A 17,748-nucleotide genomic window follows, 5' to 3' on the forward strand; every position below is an offset into this window, starting at 1 on the left:
ACCTTGAAACAAAGCTGACGTATAAGGCAAATGAATCTGGCTCCAGTGTGCTGAAGGTAAACCCGCAGTACACTTCTCAGCGCTGTCCGAGATGCGGTGCTGTCGTAAAGGGAAACCGTGATCACAGCGAACACTTATACAGGTGCAGGCAATGTGGCTATACCAGCAACGACGATCGTATCGGGGCAATGAACATCTACACGCTTGGCACGCTCTGGGTCAGCGGAAATGAAAATCCGCAGTTCGATAAGATTAAGCTGATCGAGCCTGCGGAATCAGTATCAGTAAATTAAGCTAAGGCTTCGGTATACCGGAGCGCTATCAAACGGGTGTTGTCAATCATCCGGCGATGTGACGCCACAGGAGGTATAATCCTCGCTAGCAGAAACCAGGAGGCTTATATGAGCACGCTTGTACTGGTGGAGGCAGCCACAAGCCTCGGCCCTTTACGGGACGGGGTAATTGACTGGAGAAAAATCTGATATCGGAACACGAGACTGAATCTTCAGAGTTCAGTCTTTCTTTTTCTGCTCTGCAGCCAGACTTCTGATTCCTGCATGCAGGAACTTCATCACTTCTTTTCCAGTTCATGACCAGAGCATTCATGCATGCAAAAACCGGTCTTTCACAGACCGGTTTCAGGAATGGATTCATTCAGAACTGCTCAGCCGGCAATCGCCTTGCCGAGTTCTTCGCACGCAGATAATGCATCTGCGTCCGGGGCGTTGTTGGCGATGACGCCTTCAGAGACTAAGGCGATTCCATAGTTTCCGCATTCTGCTTCCCAGTTCTTCATCCAGGTGCCATCACCCCATCCGTAAGAACCGAACAGAGCGACTTTCTTTCCTGCAAGGGAAGGAGCGATGGAATCGAAGAACGGACGGAATTCTCCTTCTTCCAGTTCTTCAGAACCCATTGCCGGGCATCCCAGGGCAACGCCATCCGCATCGCTTACTGTGGATGCGTCTGCAGAATCAACGCGGACACATACCGTATCAGCGCCAGCCTTGCGGGCTCCGTCTGCGACTGCTTCTGCCATTGCTTCAGTGTTGCCTGACTGACTCCAGTAGATAACTGCTGCTTTGCTCATAAGTGATCTCCTTTTCTTGTTTTTCCAGCTGCCAGCTGGCATAAGGACACTCCGCGCTCCAGCTGCAGGATGCACGCATGCGTGCATCTGCGGTAGGCTTCAAAGCAGGCGATTGCTTCATCGACATTGCTGTAGACCTGCCACACGCCGCAGTACATATATGCCCTGTGCTCGAGGAATCCCCGGACATCTTCCGGCGGATAGCCCAGGAACAGTCCGATTTCATGAGGAAATTCCTTCTGATCAGAAAGCCGTTCCTGCAGTTGGATGAGACATTGTTCCATCTGCTCGGGGTCATAGCCAAGCGGTTCGAGGATTTCTCTGGCTTCTTTCCTGCTGAGGTCTTCGCGGAGGTCGTCAGGACGGTACATATAGATGAGCGTGCGGTCTTTCTTCTCCCCGAGCGGGCAGACCCGGACACTGTGATTCAGTTCCTGATTCAGCTGCCTGAGATCCGAGATCATTCCGGCGGAATCAGAAAACGGGAAGGAAAACAGATTCGCAGTCTTGAGCCCGGTCAGGACCGGAGCACAATACTGCACGACCATCTCATCCGGCATATCGTCCTCCTCAATTAGTTAGATTGCTCTAACTACAGCTAATGTACCGGAGGAATGTTAGGCTGTCAATGCTTCTGATCAGCGCTCATTGATGCTAAGATGGACGCGGGAGGGGACTTTCTGATTATGGATTTTGAAGAATATCTGAAAGCGAAGAAACTCGGGGATCGGGCCATGCATCGGGCAGCAGCAGCCGGACAGTATCCGTATCTGCCGGCTCTGGATGAAATTCTCGGAAAAGAAGGAAGCACACTATCGCAGGTGTCGCTGGGACTCAGGGATATTCCGATTTCATCGATTGCAGGCACGAAGACGGCCGGCAGGCAGATTGCCTTTGCATCGGATTTCATGCCGATTCTGGATGCGGATACGGAATTTGCCGGCAAGTGGATGCGGGTCTATCAGTATCAGATGACGGAAGGAATCAGCGATCCGATCATCGTCTATGAGTACATGATGAAGTTCTATGTGCGCGAGGGAAACAAGCGGGTTTCAGTCATGAAGTATCTGAAGATGCCGGAGATCGAAGCCGAAGTCACCCGCATCATCCCAGCCCGCACCAATGAAAAAGATGTCCGGATCTACTATGAATTCATGGACTTCTTCAAGGTATGTCCGATCTATGAGCTTTCCTTTACAAGAGAAGGAGCTTATTCAGAATTCATCGACCGGGTCGGAGAGTCTCATACGGTGCCATGGAGCAGCGATACGGTTCATATGGTAGAGGGGGCCTGCTATCGGTGGGAGACCTTATATGAATCTGTGGTCGGAGATAAAGTCCGGAACCTGACGGCTGGCGATGCATTGCTGGTTTATCTGAATTTCTATTCGCTGAAGAGCCTGCTCGATCAGCCGAGAAACGTGCTGGCCAAGCGGCTCGAACGCATGCTGAAGGAGTTCAGGCTGACGGCAGAAGACCATCCGCTTTCTCTGCAGGAAAGTCCTTCGGAGAAGCAGCCTGCATCGGGCAATTTCTTACAGAATCTCCTGCGGAGACCGACTGTCTTTACCGAAGAGAAACCGCTTCATGCGGCCTTCATCTATGATCAGGATCCGGATTCCAGCGGCTTAGTCAATGATCATGAGATCGGAAGATTCTATGTGTCTAATGCCCTGGAGGGAAGACTGATTACTAAGGCGTATTTCAATGCAGACAGCGATGAGGAAGTAAGAAAGGCGATTGATCAGGCAGTGCAGGATGGTGCGGAGGTGATCTTCACCGTTTCGCCAGTCCAGATGCCGGAGACGCTGAAGGCGGCGTTCCATTACCAGAATATCCATTTTCTGAACTGCTCCGTGAATCTGCCGCATAAGTCGGTAAGAACGTATTACGGAAGAGTCTATGAAGCAAAGTTCCTGATGGGAGCACTGGCGGCTTCGTGTGCAGACAGCCATCGAATCGGCTATGTGGCAGACAGTCCGATCTATGGCGAACTGGCGAGCATCAATGCGTTTGCGATCGGGGCAGCGATGATCGATCCGAAAATTCAGATTTCGCTGAAGTGGTCTTCAAGCAAGGCGCATGACTGGCGCCGGGATTTCCAGGATGAAGGTATTTCTGTGCTTTCTGGTCCGGATCTTGCCAAGCCGGAAGAAGATAATACGGAATATGGCGTATACCGCATGGAACCAGATGGGAGTGTGCTGAATCTGGCGGCTCCTTCCTATAACTGGGGAAAGTATTACGAGCTGATTCTGAAGACGGTGATCAGCGGAACATATGATGAAGATCTGAGTGTCTCTTCTCCGGCAGCCCTGAATTACTGGTATGGCATGTCTGCGGGTGTGATTGATGTCGTGCTGTCGGATCAGCTTTCATACTATACGAGAAAGATGGTGCAGTTATTCCGGAAGAGTGTCATGGAGGGAAGCCTGAATCCGTTTGCGGGAGAGCTGCGCAGCCAGGAAGGGCTGATCCAGGATGCCAGGGCCGGCAAGCTTCCGAATGAGAAGATCATTGAGATGAACTGGCTCAATGATAATATCCGCGGGTCGATCCCTGATCCTGACGAGCTGAATGAAAGGGCAAAGCGGGTCATGGAGATCAGCGGAATCAGGAAAGAAAGATCATGAAGATTCTGGCGGTAGCAGATGAAGAAGAAGCTTCCCTCTGGGATTACTATTCGCCTCGTATGACGGAGGGCGTGGATCTGATCATCGGGTGCGGAGACCTGAAGGCAAAGTATCTGGAGTTTCTGACGACGGTGGTCAACCAGCCGCTGCTGTATGTCCCGGGGAATCATGATCAGCGGTATGTCCAGGATCCGCCGGAAGGCGGCATTGATATTGACGGACAGGTCTATGACTTCCACGGCCTCAGAATTCTGGGTCTTGGCGGAAGCAGGAAGTATCGGAATGGTCCGTTCATGTATACCGAAGCAGAGATGAAGAAGCGGATTGCGAAGCTGGATCGTTCGATCCGGTTCATGAATGGCATCGATGTGGTCGTGGCCCATGCGCCGGTGAAGGGTTACGGAGATCTGGAGGATCTGCCGCATCAGGGATTTGACTGCTTCAATGATCTGCTGATGAAGTATCATCCGCAGGTATTCCTGCATGGTCATGTGCATCAGGCATATACCTCAGAGTTTCAGCGGGAGCGCGAACATCCCTCCGGTACCAGGCTGATCAACTGCGGCGGGCATGTGATCATCGATATTCCGGAGGGGTCTTATCCGGAAGAAGGACATACCGGTTCCCGGTTCTATGACTGGTATGTGGGATGGAAGAAAAAACGCTGAAGATCGATCGTGGTATACTGAACAATTGCAGGATAAGAGGATGAAAAGAATGTACAGAGATACCTGGATGGAAGTAGACCTGGATGCGATCGCAGATAATGTGCGCTCGATCCATCAGATCTGCGGCAAGCGGATCATTGCGGTGATCAAGGCAGATGCTTATGGATGCGGAGATATCCAGGTGGCTAAGGCATGCCTGGATGCCGGAGCAGAGATGCTTGCGGTGTCTTCTCTCGATGAGGCGATGATGCTTCGCAATGAGGGATATGGCGGCGAGGTGCTGATTCTCGGTGCGGTGAATCCGGAAGATGCTCTGGTGCTTTCAGAGAACGGGATCTCTACGGCTGCGTTCTCCCTGGATTGGGTGAAAGAAGTCGTGAAGCATGATTGTTCGGGCATGAAGGTGCATCTTGCGGTGGATACCGGCATGAACCGGATCGGCTTCCGGGAGATCCGGGAAATGGAAGAAGCGAGAGATATCCTGCTCCATGCAGGAGTAAAGCTGACTGGCATCTTCACGCACTTCTGCTGCACGGATACGAGCAGGGAGATGACCGACCGGCAATATCTGAAGTTTGCCGAAGCCGTCAAAGCACTGGATTATCCGTTTGAATGGATTCATTGCGATAACAGCGATGCGACGATCTTCTTCCGGGATTCTCTCAGCAATGCATGCCGGGTAGGCATCTCGCTGTATGGCATCTCCGGGTTTAAAAAAGATCTGAAGCCGGCACTCGGGCTGTATACGAAGCTGGTCATGTCGAAGCTTGTTCCGGCTGGTGAGACCATCGGCTATGGGGCAACCTATGAGACAAAGACGACCGAACGGATCGGAACGATTCCGATCGGCTATGCAGATGGCTTCATCCGAGCGAACCAGGGCAGAAAGGTCTGCATCGATGGCTGCTATGCTGAAGTTGTGGGCCGGGTATGCATGGACCAGACGATGATCCGTCTTCCAGAGGAGAAACAGATCGGCAGCGTCGTCGAAATCTTCGGATCGCATATTCCACTGGAGCAGATGGCTGCGGAACTGCATACGATTCCGTATGAGATCATCAGCCTGATCAGCGGCAGAGTGACCCGTCTCTATCGGAAGAACGGAAAGATTTCTTCAGAAAGCAATGAGCGGATTCTGAAGTCGGAGATCTGACCTTCAGAGATTGTTGCTTCTGGCAGCACTTCGGTGCTGTTTTATTTTTGCCCGAAAAATAATAGGTACCTATCGATTTGAACAGGAGATGGTGATCGGATCCCCTCTGTAATTAAATAGGTACCTATAGAAATGAAGGCGCTATGGAAGAAGAAAGACATCAGGGACACCCAATGAAAGAGGAATCGCCGCGGAATCTGCTTCATGCGATGTGTTTGTGCGGAGACTTTCTGAGCTACCGCAGAGGGCAGCGGCCTGGGCAGAACCGGGTGATGCTCATGCTGCATCGATATGGATCGATCACGCAGAAAGAGCTGCAGGAGATCCTGCAGATTCAGCAGGGATCTTTATCTGAACTGCTTTCGGAAATGGAAAGCTCCGGATTGATTGAACGCAAGCGGAATCCGGAAGACCGCCGGCAGGTTGTGATTTCACTGACCCCGGAGGGGAAAGAAGTCGAGCATGCCAATCATCAACTGGTCGCGCGGGAGAATATGGAACTGTTTTCTTCGCTGAGCCAGGAGGAACAGGACGAACTGTACCGGATGCTGAGGGTTCTGCTGGAGGACTGGAAAGCGAAGAATCCGCAGGCATTCCCGGAAGAAAAGCGAGGCTGAGAAGATGAAGAAATATGTGCTGCGCTACTGGTATCTGGGACTATTGTGCATGGCTGGCTAAGCCCTGGAAGTGCTTGCAGATCTGATTCAGCCGCAGTTTACTGGTCTGAATACGTAATGAAAGAATTTACAAATGCTGTAAGCTTTTCATAAATCAGTGAAACATGTTATGATAAGCCCACATTGATTCGTATTTTCAATGCGAGGAGAGCAGTCATGTCTGAATATCTGAATCAGCGCTATCGTAATCTCAGCCCTTATACCCCGGGCGAACAGCCCCTGGATAAGGACTATATCAAACTCAATACCAACGAGAACCCGTATCCGCCCGGATCGGGAGTTCTGAAAGTCATCAATGAAGCTGAAGTGAAAGATCTGCGGCTTTATGAGGATCBGGACAACCGGCTGGTCATCAGGACCCTTGCGGAACATTACGGGGTGAAGCCTTCTCAGGTCTGCGTGACCTGCGGCAGCGATGAGACCCTGGATCTTGCCATCATGGCCTTCGGCGAAGACGGGTTTGCTTTCCCGGATCTGACCTACAATTTTTATAAGGTATTCTGCCAGCTGCACCATACGGACATGCAGGTAATCCCTCTGAAGGACGACTTCACGATTGATGTGAAGGACTACCTGGGACTTGGAAAGGGTGTCATCCTGGCCAATCCGAATGCGCCGACCGGCCTTGTGCTTCCCAGAGAGAAGATCGAAGAGATCCTGAAAGCAGATCCGCATCATGTCGTGGTCGTCGATGAAGCATATATCGATTTCAATGAGGGCGGTTCCATGATTCCCTATGTCAACAAGTATCCCAATCTGCTCGTCGTGCAGACGTTCTCGAAAGCAAGATCGCTGGCCGGGGCCCGGGTCGGCTACGGCATCGGGTCAGAAGCACTGATATCCGATCTGGAGCGGATCCGCAATTCGATGAATCCGTATGGTCTTTCAAGACTCAGCCAGCAGGCTGCGATCGCTGCCGTACAGGAGCAGGAATACTATGATGAAAACTGCCGCAAAGTCATTGCCACGAGAACCTGGTTCATCCAGGAACTGGAAAAGCTCGGCTTTTCGGTGCTTCCTTCGCATACGAATTTCGTCCTGGCACATTCGGATCAGATTCCGGGAGAAGTGCTGTATCAGAAACTGAAAGACCATGGGGTTCTCGTCCGCCATTTCTCGGATCCCCGCATCGCAGATGCCGTGCGCATCTCGATCGGGACAGACGAAGACATGCATCAGGCGGCTGAAAAGATCAGGGAGGTTCTAGGTGAATGGAACGCATCGCAGAAGTAAAACGGACAACCGCAGAGACGGATATCTCGCTGAAGCTGAATCTGGATCCCGGACTGGCGGAGTCTTCGATTGATACCGGCGTCGGCTTCCTCAATCATATGCTGACCCTGTTTGCCAAGCATGGTTCCTTTGAACTGCAGCTGACGTGCCATGGCGACAATGAAGTGGATGATCATCACAGCACCGAAGATATCGGCATTGCCCTAGGAAAAGCATTTGCTGAAGCATTAGGAGACAAGCGGGGCATTCATCGCTATGCTTCGATCATCCTGCCGATGGATGAAGCTCTGGTATTATGTGCAGTGGATCTTTCCGGAAGAGGCGGATGCTATTATGACGTGCCGTTTCTGACGGAAAAGATCGGAACGTTTGATACGCAGCTTGTCGAGGAATTCATGCGGGCATTTGCGGTCAATGCCGGGGTCACGCTGCATCTGAAGAAGCTTGATGGAATCAACAGCCATCATGTCAGCGAGGCATGCTTCAAGGCATTAGGACATGCAATGAAAGAAGCAGTCGCGATTGATCCTATGCATGCGGAAGAAATCCCCTCCACGAAAGGAACCCTCTGATGCTGGAACAGAAACTCAATGCGCTTTTCGAAGCCTCCGGCTACCGGAAATTCCGGATGTCGAAGTTCGAGGAATATGACCTCTATGCAGAAAACCGCGACTTCCTGAAAAGCAGCCAGATCATCACGTTCACGGATCTGGACGGAAGCCTGCTTGCCCTGAAGCCGGACATCACGCTTTCGATCATCAAGAACAACCGGGGACAGGATGAGAAAGTCTATTACAACGAAATGGTCTACCGGCCGAAGAATCATCACTACTGTGAGATTCCCCAGACCGGCATTGAATGCATTGGGTCCATTCATCCGTATGAAGAAGCAGAAGTGATTTCGCTTGCGGCACATGCCCTTGCCTGCATCACGCATACGTATGCCCTGCAGATCAGCGATGCGGCGTATCTTCCGTTTCTATTGAAGCAGGCAGAAGTTCCGGAGTATCTCGGCGAGGATCTTCAGATGGCAATCCGCACAAAGAATACCGGGGCCATCCGGGAATTGAAACTGCCGGCGGAGATCACGGACAAGCTCTGTGCTTTCACGGAACTGCATGCATCCCTCAGTGATGGCATCCATGAAGCAGAACAGATTGCCGGTGCCTCAGAGATCACCGATCATCTGAAGCAGCTGGCCGGCATTCTCGAAGCGTTCGGAGTGCTGGATCACTGCTATTTGGACTTCTCGCTCGTGAATTCGATGGACTACTATAACGGCGTGATTTTCCAGGGGCTTGTTCCGGAAGTGCCTGCGGCCATTCTTTCGGGCGGCAGATATGATCGTCTGCCGGAGAAGATGGGAAGACACGTCGGGGCAGTAGGCTTTGCCATCGATATGGATGCGGTGGAAAACGCCTTCCCGGAGAAGCCTGCCGAACGGAAACGGATCCGCATCAGCTATTCGGAAGCAGATGATCTGAAGCAGCTGGCGTCTATTGTGACGTCTCTTCAGAAACAGGGATACCAGGTAGAAACCGGAACTTCGAAGAGCCCTGAAGCCATCAGTCTTGCGGAAGCAGAGGAGATGCTGAAATGATCAATGTAGCACTGCCGAAGGGCAGACTTGGAAATCAGGTATATAAGATTCTGGAAGCTGCGGGATATGAATGCCCGGAGCTGCTGGATTCTTCCAGCCGGAAGCTGGTATTCGAGAATGCGGACCGTGGTGTCCGGTATTTCTGCGTCAAGCCGACGGATGTGCATGTGTATGTCGAACGAGGCGCAGCAGATGTCGGCATTGTCGGCAAAGACGATCTGCTGGAATATGCACCGGAAGTCTATGAACTGCTGGATCTGAAACTCGGGAAGTGCCGGATGTGCATCTGCGGACCGGCCGGGTTTGAGGAAGACCGCAGCTGCACGCTCAAAGTTGCAACGAAGTTTCCGCATATTGCCCGCCATTACTACGAAGAACTTGGCCGGGATATCGATATCATCAAGCTGCATGGCTCCATTGAATTAGCACCGATTCTCGGATTGTCTGATGTGATCTGCGACCTCGTGGAAACGGGGACAACGCTGCGGGAGAACAATCTCGTGGTGCTTTCTGAAGTAGTTCCTATCAGTGCCCGCTTCATCTGCAATCCTGTTGCCTGGCAATTCCGGCATGAGGAGATCGGCCACATGAAACATGCACTGGAAGAAAGAATCGGGAAAGGAGAATGATCATGACGATGAAAATCTATGAACTCGGAAAGATCAGGGATGAAGAGATCTTCGCCCGCAGCACTGCCATGTCTGACGTGGAAGATGCGGTCAGCGAAATCATCCGGATGGTCCGGGAAAAGGGTGATGAAGCCCTGAAGGAGTACAGCCGGAAGTTTGATCATGTCGAGCTCTCAGAACTGAAGGTCACGCCGGAAGAAATCGGAGAAGGCGTAACAAAGGCAGGAAGTGATTTTCTCGCAATTCTGAAAGAAGCTGCTTCGAATATTGAAGCCTATCATCGTCATCAGGTCAGATCGGATTATCTCGTTGCCGATAAGCCCGGCGAGATTCTCGGCCAGCGGATTCTGCCGCTAGAGAGAGTCGGCGTCTATGTGCCGGGCGGAACGGCCGCATATCCTTCCACGGTGCTCATGGATGTCATCCCGGCAAGAATTGCCGGAGTAAAGGAAATCGTGATGACCACGCCACCAGGAAAAGATGGCAAGGTCAATCCGTATATTCTGGCAGCTGCTCAGGTGGCCGGTGTCACGACGATCTTCAAAGTCGGCGGCGCACAGGCAGTCGCAGCGCTTGCCTATGGCACGGAGTCTGTTCCGAGAGTCGATAAGATCATCGGACCGGGCAATGCGTTTGTCGCGGAAGCGAAGAAACAGGTATTCGGCCAGGTCGGCATCGATATGATTGCCGGTCCTTCGGAAGTCCTGGTCATTGCCGATGGCAATTCGAATCCTGCCTGGGTTGCGGCAGATCTTCTGTCTCAGGCAGAACATGACCGCAATGCAAGTGCCGTCCTCGTGACTGATTCGAAAGAACTTGCAGAAGCAGTCCGGAAGGAAATCGAAGTGCAGCTGCAGAAGCTGCCGCGGGAAGAGATTGCCCGGACCAGCATTGAGCATAATGGCAGGATCATTCTGGCACATTCGCTGGAAGAAGCAGTGGAGACGTCCAACCGGATTGCCCCGGAACATCTCGAAGTGTGCACGGATCATCCGTTTGATCTCCTGCCGCTGATCCGCAATGCCGGATCGGTATTCCTCGGCCGCTTTGATCCGGAACCGCTCGGTGATTATTTTGCCGGCCCGAATCACACGCTTCCGACCGGCGGCACGGCAAGATTCTACAGCCCGCTCGGCGTGGATGATTTCGTCAAGAAGATGCAGTTCACGTATTTCACGGAAGACGCATTGAAGAAGGATTATCAGAAGGTCGCAGCCTTTGCGGAAAAGGAAGGCCTGGAAGCTCATGCAAGAGCGGTGAAGATCCGCTTTGAGGATGACCTATGATTGCGATTATCGATTACGGAGCAGGAAATCTGTTTTCCCTGAAGTCTTCGCTTTCTTCCATCGGTGCCCAAGCAGTCGTGAGCCGGGATCCGGATACGATTCATGAAGCAGATGCCGTGATTCTCCCGGGTGTCGGTGCCTTTGGAGATGCGGCAGATAAGCTGGCAGAAACGGGCATGAAGCAGGTCGTCCTGAACGAAGCAGCCGCTGGAAAGCCCCTGCTTGGCATCTGCTTAGGTATGCAGCTGCTGTTTGATTCCAGCACGGAATTCGGCATGCATGAAGGGTTAGGCCTGATTTCCGGCCAGGTGGATGCCATTGAGCCGAAGCTGACCAGAAAGCTCGATATTCCTCATATCGGCTGGAATCAGCTCCATTTCGTGAATGAATCTCCTCTCTTTGCCGGAATCCGGGAAGGAACATATGTGTATTTCGTGCATTCCTATGCCGCATTCCATTGCGAGGACCATCTGATTGCTGAGACGGAATATGAGATCCCGCTGACGGCTGCCGTTGCCAGCGGCAATGTCTATGGCACGCAATTTCATCCGGAGAAGAGCGGACCGACGGGTCTTCAGATTCTGAAGAATTTCTGCCGGATCGCCGGAGAGCAGTTATGATCATCCTTCCGGCAATTGATCTCTATGAAGGAAAGGGAGTCCGTCTGACCCAGGGAGACTATTCCCGCATGACGGTCTATCTCTCTGATCCGGTCTCTGCCGCAAAGCAGATGGAAGCCGATGGGGCAGAATGGATTCACTTAGTGGATCTTGAAGGTGCGAAAGCGGGGAAGCCATGCAATGGACCAGTGATTGTTCAGATCCGGAACCAGACGCATCTGAAGATTGAAGTCGGCGGCGGCATCCGCAGTCATGAAGTGATTGCGTCTTATCTCTCTGCCGGCATCGATCGCGTGATTCTCGGTACGAAGGCATTGGAAGATGATGCATTTCTGAAGGAAGCAGCCCATCAGTTCGGAACCCATATCGCAGTCGGGGCAGATGTCAGAAACGGCATGATTGCCACCCATGGCTGGCAGCAGACCACCGGCACGAATCTGAATGAATTCCTCGATTATCTCGAAGAGATCGGGATCGATACCGTGATTGTCACGGATATCTCGAAAGACGGAGCCATGCAGGGAACCAACCGCTCTCTGTATTTATCTCTGAAAGACCGGAAGAACCTGAACGTCATCGCGAGCGGCGGCATCTCTTCGCTGGATGATCTCAGGGCATTGAATCAGATGAACCTGTACGGGGCAATTCTCGGCAAAGCGATGTATACGGGTGCAGTAAACCTGAAAGAGGCACTGGCACTCGGAAAGGAGGACGCATGATCACCAAGCGGATCATTCCCTGCCTGGATGTGAAGAACGGGCGGGTTGTCAAAGGAGTTCAGTTTGAATCGCTGAAAGATGTTTCTGATCCGACCGAGCTGGCGGCATATTATTCCTCCGGCGGAGCGGATGAACTGGTGTTCTATGACATCACGGCTTCGGCAGAGGGAAGAAGCCTGTTCACGGATGTGCTGCGCAGAACTGCTTCCAGGGTCTTCATTCCGCTGACAGTAGGCGGCGGCATCTCTTCGCTGGAAGACTTTGAGCGCGTGCTCAGCTGCGGTGCTGACAAGGTCAGCGTGAACAGCGGTGCGATCCGCAATCCAGATCTGATCAATCAGGCTTCCGAACGCTATGGAAGCCAATGCGTTGTGCTGTCTGCAGATGTCAAGCGGGTAGACGGAGCATTCCATGTATTCCAGAACGGCGGCAGAATTGATACCGGCATGGATGCGGCTGCCTGGATCGAAGAAGGCGTGAAGCGCGGCGCTGGCGAAGTGGTAGTCAATTCCATGGATACCGACGGCGTGAAGGAAGGCTTTGATCTGGAGCTATTGAAGGCAGTCAATGACAACGTGAGAGTGCCGGTCATTGCTTCGGGCGGTGCCGGTTCCATGCAGGACTTCGCGGATCTGTTCCATGAGATTCCGGAAATCAGTGCAGGACTTGCGGCATCAATCTTCCATTTCCATGAAGTGACGATTTCCGGTCTGAAGCAGTATCTGAAAGAACAGGGGATTGCAGTCCGCATATGATCACGCTCGATGATGTGAAGTGGGATGAACGGGGCTTATGTCCCTGCATCGTCCAGGACTATGAAAGCAAGCGGGTACTGACGCTTGCTTATATGAACCGGGAGTCTCTGCAGATTTCCCTGGACAGGCAGCTGACCTGTTTCTGGTCCAGATCCCGGCAGGAGCTCTGGCTCAAGGGAGAGACTTCCGGCAATTACCAGCATATCGTTTCGATGGAGCTGGATTGCGACCAGGATGCGATTCTCGTACAGGTCATCAAAGACGGACCTGCATGCCATCTCGGCCATGACAGCTGCTTTGATACGGAGTACCGGATGACATGGAAGAAGTAGAATACATCGATGTCTATGACATCCATCATGAACCGACCGGTCTGGTGATGCCTAGAAAGCATCTGGCTCTGAAGTCCGGTCAGTACATGCTGTACGTGCTTGCGATCCTCGAAGATCCCGAACATCGCTTTCTGATCACCAGACGGTCGCTGACCAAGAAATGGGCAGCCGGGGCCTGGGAAGTGCCGGGCGGCGGCGTGAAGAAGGGCGAGACTTCGAAGGAAGCACTGATCCGGGAAGTCCATGAAGAGACTTCTCTGGATGTCTCTTCGATCGTCTGTGATCCGATCTGGAGCTATGTCAATGATGATCCGGAAGGAGGAGACAATTATCTCGTCGATATCTATCATCTGCATCTGCCGATTCCGGAAGAATCCGTCAGCCTGCAGAAGTCTGAAGCGATTGACTGGAAGCTGGCGACGAGAGCAGAGATCGATGCGATGAATGAGAATTCAGAGTTCCTGCATTATAAGCGGCTTGCGACAGCACTGCAGCAGGAGAAGCAGCAGTGAGGGGACAGTTCGCTGTCTTCTTTTCTTTTTCTGAATCAATGATGAAAGCTGATCAGAACGATTACTTTTCCGGTCGGGATGTGCTTTACTACAGTTGCGGAGAAAACAGATGATCATACTGAACAGAGAACTGAAGCAGATTCTGGATGATTCGATGGTCGGAGTCTATATCGCGGATTCAGAGAGAAGAATCGTGTACTGGAATGATGCCGCCGAACGCATCAGCGGAAGAAGCAGAGAAGATATGATCGGAAAGAACTGCTTTGAAAGCGGTCTGGACCATATCGATCAGGAAGGACAGCGGCTGTGCACGTCGCTCTGTCCATATCTGAAGACGTATCAGGATGGCAAGATACGATCCGAGAAGGTCTTCTTGCGTCATCAGAACGGAAACCGGGTCCTGGTTCAGACGAAATTCATTCCGGTCTTCGATGAGACGCATCAGCTGGAGTTTGTACTGGAAGAGTTCTGCGAAGTCGGAAGTCCGCAGGTTGCGGATCAGATGGTGAGCCAGCTCAGCGATGTGGCTCTGCATGATCAGCTGACCGGCATCCCGAATCGCAGATCTCTGGACAATGCGCTGTCCTACCGGCTACTTCTGAGAAAGGAGACCGGGATGCAGTTTGCAGTGCTGTTCATGGATGTCGATAATTTCGGAAAGTTCAACAATGTCTACGGACATGAAGCCGGAGATCTCGTTTTGAAGAAACTTGCAGAAACCATCAGTGCAGTGAATCGCCGCAAAGATGTATTCGGCCGCTGGGGCGGGGAAGAATTCATGGGCCTCTACCGGATTCATGATCCTGCTGATCTCAAGGTCATCGGCGCCAAGTGCCTGGAAGCAATCCGCAGCATGGATGTCCTGTTTGAAGGTTCTCATCTGCATGTGACTGCTTCGATCGGCATCACCTGCATCCGTCCGGAAGATACGCTGGAAACTGTCACGGAACGAGCAGACTCGCTGATGTATCAATCCAAGACGCAGGGCAAGGATCGCTGCACGTCCGACTAAGAAAATTCCATGCATGAATACGAAGTCCGATGGAGAATCGGGCTTTTTTCAGCGCTGAAAGGATCAGAAATAAGTCTTCTGTTTGTCAAGAGATGTGCATTGACAAATACTGTTAGTCAGCATAAACTAACTCATGTTAGAAATAGCTAACACATGAAGGGAGGCACAGATGATGCCGCTGACATTTGCTCCGCAGAACGAAGTTCTATGTATTCAGAAGATCGGCGGGAACCCGGAGATGAAGAAACATCTCGAAGATATGGGGTTTGTCGTCGGAGGAAAAGTGACGGTCGTTTCCACGATCAGCGGAAACCTGATCGTCAGCGTGAAGGAAACACGGGTTGCGCTGGATCGTTCGATGGCTTCCCGGATCATGGTTTAGGAAAGGGGATCCTGAAAGTATGACACTGAAAGACGCAAAGATCGGTTCCACCGTCAAGGTACTCCGCCTGAATGGCGAAGGTGCTGTGAAGCGCAGAATCATGGACATGGGTATCACCAAGGGGGTTGAGATCTATGTCCGGAAAGTTGCTCCGCTGGGAGATCCGATTGAGATCACGGTCCGCAATTATGAATTGTCTATCCGCAAGAAAGACGCGGAAATGGTAGAAGTAGCCTGAGTCTGAAAGGGGAAGTAGAAGAATATGGCTGAATTGAAGATTGCCCTGGCAGGAAATCCGAACTGCGGCAAAACGACGCTGTTCAATGCCCTGACTGGCGCAAATCAGTACGTCGGCAACTGGCCTGGCGTTACGGTAGAAAAGAAAGAAGGAAAGCTGCTCGATCATAAGGATGTGATCATCGAGGACCTTCCTGGAATCTATTCGCTTTCACCATATACACTGGAAGAAGTTGTATCAAGAAACTACATCGTCAGCGAGAAACCGGATGCGATTCTGAATATCATCGACGGAACGAACCTGGAACGCAACCTGTATCTGACGACGCAGTTAGCAGAAACAGGAATTCCGATGGTCATCGCGCTGAACATGACGGACCTGGTCCGCAAAGCTGGTGACAAGATTGATCAGAAGAAGCTGAGCGAACGCCTGGGCTGCGAAGTCGTCGAGATCTCTGCTCTGAAAGGCGAAGGCATTCAGAAAGCTGCTGACGCTGCCATCAAGGCTGCCCAGCAGAAGACGAAGCCTGCCAAGATGATCTATACCGCTGACGTAGAGAATGCGCTGAAGACGATTGAGGGCCGCCTGAGTGTCGATGAAGATCAGAAGCGCTGGTATGCAGTCAAGGTCTTCGAGCATGACTCCAAGATCCTCGAAGAACTGAAGCTTTCAGAAGCAGATGACAAGGCATGCAGAGCAGCTGCCGAAGCCGTCGAAAAGAAAGAAGACGATGATTCGGAATCTATCATCACCAATGAGAAATATGAATACATCGCAAAGATCCTGAACGGGGTCTATAAGAAGGCTCATGCCGGCGAGATGTCCGTCTCTGATAAGATCGACCAGATCGTGACCAGCCGCTGGCTGGCTCTGCCGATCTTTGCGCTCGTCATGATGGGCGTCTACTACATCGCAGTTTCGACGGTCGGAACGGTCGTGACAGACTGGACGAATGATACGCTGTTCGGCGGCATCATTCAGCCGGCTGTCCAGACCTTCCTCGAGAATGCGGGTGCTTCTGAGTGGGTCGTTAGCCTCGTCGTGGATGGCATCATCGGCGGTATTGCAGCCCCGATCGGATTCGCACCGCAGATGGCAATTGTGTTCTTCTTCCTGTCATTGCTTGAAGACTGCGGCTATATGGCTCGTGTTGCCTTCATCATGGACCGGATCTTCCGTCACTTCGGCCTTTCCGGAAAGAGCTTCATTCCGTTCATGATTTCCTCCGGATGCGGCGTGCCGGGTATCATGGCTACGCGTACGATTGAAAACGAAAATGACCGCCGCATGACGATGATCACAACCACTTCCATTCCGTGCGGCGCTAAGCTTCCGGTCATCGCGATGATTGCCGGATATCTGATGGGCGGCGTCTGGTGGTTCGCTCCGGTCATGTATTTTGCCGGCATCGCAGTTGTCGTCATCATGTGCATCATCCTCAAGAAGACGAAGATGTTCGCAGGCGATCCGGCTCCGTTCGTCATGGAGCTTCCTGCTTACCATATTCCTTCCATGAAGGGTGTTCTGATGCATGTCTGGGAACGTGTATGGGCATTCCTCAAGAAGGCCGGAACGATCCTGTTCCTGTGCTGTGCTGTCATGTGGTTCCTCGCTTCCTTCGGATTCGCCGATGGAACATTCGGTCTTGTCGAAGAAGAGAATTCTCTCCTTGCAGTGATCGGCGGTGCCATTTCCTGGATCTTCGTTCCGCTGGGATTCGGTACCTGGCAGGCAGTCGCTTCTTCCATCGCAGGCTTCGTTGCGAAGGAAGGCATTGTCTCCACGATGGGCGTGCTCTCCGGTGTCGGTGAGATTGAAGAATATGAAGTCAGCATGCATCAGCAGTTCGCTGCCTTCTTCCCGACCAGCATCGCTGCGGTTTCATTCCTCGTATTCAACTGCTTCGATTCTCCGTGCCTCGCTGCAATCTCCAGCATGCACAAGGAACTCAACAACCGGAAGTGGTTCTGGTTTGCCATTGCGTTCCAGAATATCAATGCTTACTGCTTGTCTCTGATGGTCTATCAGATCGGCGGCTGGGCGACTGGCGAACTGGCATTCAGCTTCGGAACGGTATGCGGACTTCTTGTCCTGGCATTGTATCTCTATCTGCTGTTCCGTCCGAATCCCTATGCTAAGACTTCCGAAGCAGTTTCTGCTGCGTAATTGAGCTGAGATGAACTTAAGCGCAGGTACTGCCTGCGCTTTT

General features: G+C 52.1%; 21 protein-coding genes. 19 read left to right on the plus strand and 2 right to left on the minus strand.

What is annotated here, in order from left to right:
• Window positions 1–293: zinc ribbon domain-containing protein (locus FYJ51_RS01370; RefSeq protein ID WP_154502356.1), on the plus strand; the 293-nt coding region annotated here is incomplete at its 5' end.
• Between the two features lie 371 nt (window positions 294–664).
• On the opposite strand, the gene FYJ51_RS01375 is transcribed toward FYJ51_RS01370, so the two are convergent.
• Both FYJ51_RS01375 and FYJ51_RS01380 read right to left on the minus strand, forming a co-directional pair.
• Entirely contained in the window at window positions 665–1,090 is a 426-nt protein-coding gene (locus tag FYJ51_RS01375) for a flavodoxin (protein WP_154502359.1), read from the minus strand.
• The gene (locus FYJ51_RS01380; protein ID WP_154502362.1) at window positions 1,087–1,650 is read right to left on the minus strand and encodes a DUF3793 family protein; all 564 of its coding nucleotides are present in this window, start codon (window positions 1,648–1,650) and stop codon (window positions 1,087–1,089) included. Before FYJ51_RS01380 ends, FYJ51_RS01375 begins: the two co-directional genes overlap by 4 nt.
• A 126-nt stretch (window positions 1,651–1,776) precedes the next feature.
• On the opposite strand from FYJ51_RS01380, the gene FYJ51_RS01385 reads away from it, so the two are divergent.
• The 18 genes from FYJ51_RS01385 to feoB all read left to right on the plus strand — a co-directional run bounded on the left by FYJ51_RS01385 (window position 1,777) and on the right by feoB (window position 17,705).
• On the plus strand, window positions 1,777–3,723 hold the full coding sequence (locus FYJ51_RS01385) for a BMP family ABC transporter substrate-binding protein (protein ID WP_205946103.1): 1,947 nt from the start codon (window positions 1,777–1,779) through the stop codon (window positions 3,721–3,723).
• Window positions 3,720–4,391, plus strand: coding sequence for a metallophosphoesterase family protein (locus FYJ51_RS01390; RefSeq protein WP_105304309.1), 672 nt, complete (start codon window positions 3,720–3,722; stop codon window positions 4,389–4,391). Before FYJ51_RS01385 ends, FYJ51_RS01390 begins: the two co-directional genes overlap by 4 nt.
• A 40-nt stretch (window positions 4,392–4,431) precedes the next feature.
• Window positions 4,432–5,544 (plus strand): alanine racemase, encoded by a 1,113-nt coding sequence (gene alr / locus FYJ51_RS01395; RefSeq protein ID WP_235897191.1) that lies wholly within the window; start codon window positions 4,432–4,434, stop codon window positions 5,542–5,544.
• A gap of 143 nt (window positions 5,545–5,687) precedes the next feature.
• Window positions 5,688–6,161 (plus strand): MarR family winged helix-turn-helix transcriptional regulator, encoded by a 474-nt coding sequence (locus FYJ51_RS01400; protein WP_154502368.1) that lies wholly within the window; start codon window positions 5,688–5,690, stop codon window positions 6,159–6,161.
• A 216-nt stretch (window positions 6,162–6,377) separates the two neighbouring features.
• A complete protein-coding gene (gene hisC, locus FYJ51_RS01405; protein WP_154502371.1) occupies window positions 6,378–7,454 on the plus strand; it encodes a histidinol-phosphate transaminase in 1,077 nt (358 codons plus the stop codon).
• A complete protein-coding gene (gene hisB / locus FYJ51_RS01410; RefSeq protein ID WP_154502374.1) occupies window positions 7,433–8,026 on the plus strand; it encodes an imidazoleglycerol-phosphate dehydratase HisB in 594 nt (197 codons plus the stop codon). The genes hisC and hisB overlap by 22 nt, the downstream gene beginning before the upstream one ends.
• On the plus strand, window positions 8,026–9,054 hold the full coding sequence (locus FYJ51_RS01415) for an ATP phosphoribosyltransferase regulatory subunit (protein ID WP_105304305.1): 1,029 nt from the start codon (window positions 8,026–8,028) through the stop codon (window positions 9,052–9,054). Before hisB ends, FYJ51_RS01415 begins: the two co-directional genes overlap by 1 nt.
• On the plus strand, window positions 9,051–9,683 hold the full coding sequence (gene hisG, locus FYJ51_RS01420; protein WP_154502376.1) for an ATP phosphoribosyltransferase: 633 nt from the start codon (window positions 9,051–9,053) through the stop codon (window positions 9,681–9,683). Before FYJ51_RS01415 ends, hisG begins: the two co-directional genes overlap by 4 nt.
• A gap of 2 nt (window positions 9,684–9,685) precedes the next feature.
• Window positions 9,686–10,969 (plus strand): histidinol dehydrogenase, encoded by a 1,284-nt coding sequence (gene hisD / locus FYJ51_RS01425; RefSeq protein WP_205946104.1) that lies wholly within the window; start codon window positions 9,686–9,688, stop codon window positions 10,967–10,969.
• Window positions 10,966–11,589: an imidazole glycerol phosphate synthase subunit HisH gene (gene hisH, locus FYJ51_RS01430; protein WP_154502378.1), complete on the plus strand. Its 624-nt coding sequence runs from the start codon at window positions 10,966–10,968 to the stop codon at window positions 11,587–11,589. The genes hisD and hisH overlap by 4 nt, the downstream gene beginning before the upstream one ends.
• Window positions 11,586–12,308, plus strand: coding sequence for a 1-(5-phosphoribosyl)-5-[(5-phosphoribosylamino)methylideneamino]imidazole-4-carboxamide isomerase (gene hisA / locus FYJ51_RS01435; RefSeq protein ID WP_105304302.1), 723 nt, complete (start codon window positions 11,586–11,588; stop codon window positions 12,306–12,308). The genes hisH and hisA overlap by 4 nt, the downstream gene beginning before the upstream one ends.
• Window positions 12,305–13,063, plus strand: a complete 759-nt coding sequence (gene hisF, locus FYJ51_RS01440) for an imidazole glycerol phosphate synthase subunit HisF (RefSeq protein WP_105304301.1) — start codon at window positions 12,305–12,307, stop codon at window positions 13,061–13,063. Before hisA ends, hisF begins: the two co-directional genes overlap by 4 nt.
• On the plus strand, window positions 13,060–13,395 hold the full coding sequence (gene hisI, locus FYJ51_RS01445; protein ID WP_154502380.1) for a phosphoribosyl-AMP cyclohydrolase: 336 nt from the start codon (window positions 13,060–13,062) through the stop codon (window positions 13,393–13,395). Before hisF ends, hisI begins: the two co-directional genes overlap by 4 nt.
• Window positions 13,383–13,907, plus strand: coding sequence for an NUDIX hydrolase (locus tag FYJ51_RS01450; protein WP_154502382.1), 525 nt, complete (start codon window positions 13,383–13,385; stop codon window positions 13,905–13,907). The genes hisI and FYJ51_RS01450 overlap by 13 nt, the downstream gene beginning before the upstream one ends.
• A gap of 109 nt (window positions 13,908–14,016) precedes the next feature.
• Window positions 14,017–14,919 (plus strand): sensor domain-containing diguanylate cyclase, encoded by a 903-nt coding sequence (locus FYJ51_RS01455; protein WP_154502384.1) that lies wholly within the window; start codon window positions 14,017–14,019, stop codon window positions 14,917–14,919.
• Window positions 14,920–15,088: 169 nt separating this feature from the next.
• Window positions 15,089–15,301, plus strand: a complete 213-nt coding sequence (locus FYJ51_RS01460) for a FeoA family protein (RefSeq protein ID WP_105304298.1) — start codon at window positions 15,089–15,091, stop codon at window positions 15,299–15,301.
• Window positions 15,302–15,320: 19 nt separating this feature from the next.
• Window positions 15,321–15,539, plus strand: coding sequence for a FeoA family protein (locus tag FYJ51_RS01465; protein ID WP_105304297.1), 219 nt, complete (start codon window positions 15,321–15,323; stop codon window positions 15,537–15,539).
• A gap of 24 nt (window positions 15,540–15,563) precedes the next feature.
• Window positions 15,564–17,705 (plus strand): ferrous iron transport protein B, encoded by a 2,142-nt coding sequence (gene feoB, locus FYJ51_RS01470; RefSeq protein WP_154502386.1) that lies wholly within the window; start codon window positions 15,564–15,566, stop codon window positions 17,703–17,705.
• Window positions 17,706–17,748 lie beyond the last annotated feature (43 nt).

The organism is Stecheria intestinalis, assembly GCF_009696165.1.
GTDB lineage: Bacteria > Bacillota_I > Bacilli_A > Erysipelotrichales > Erysipelotrichaceae > Bulleidia > Bulleidia intestinalis.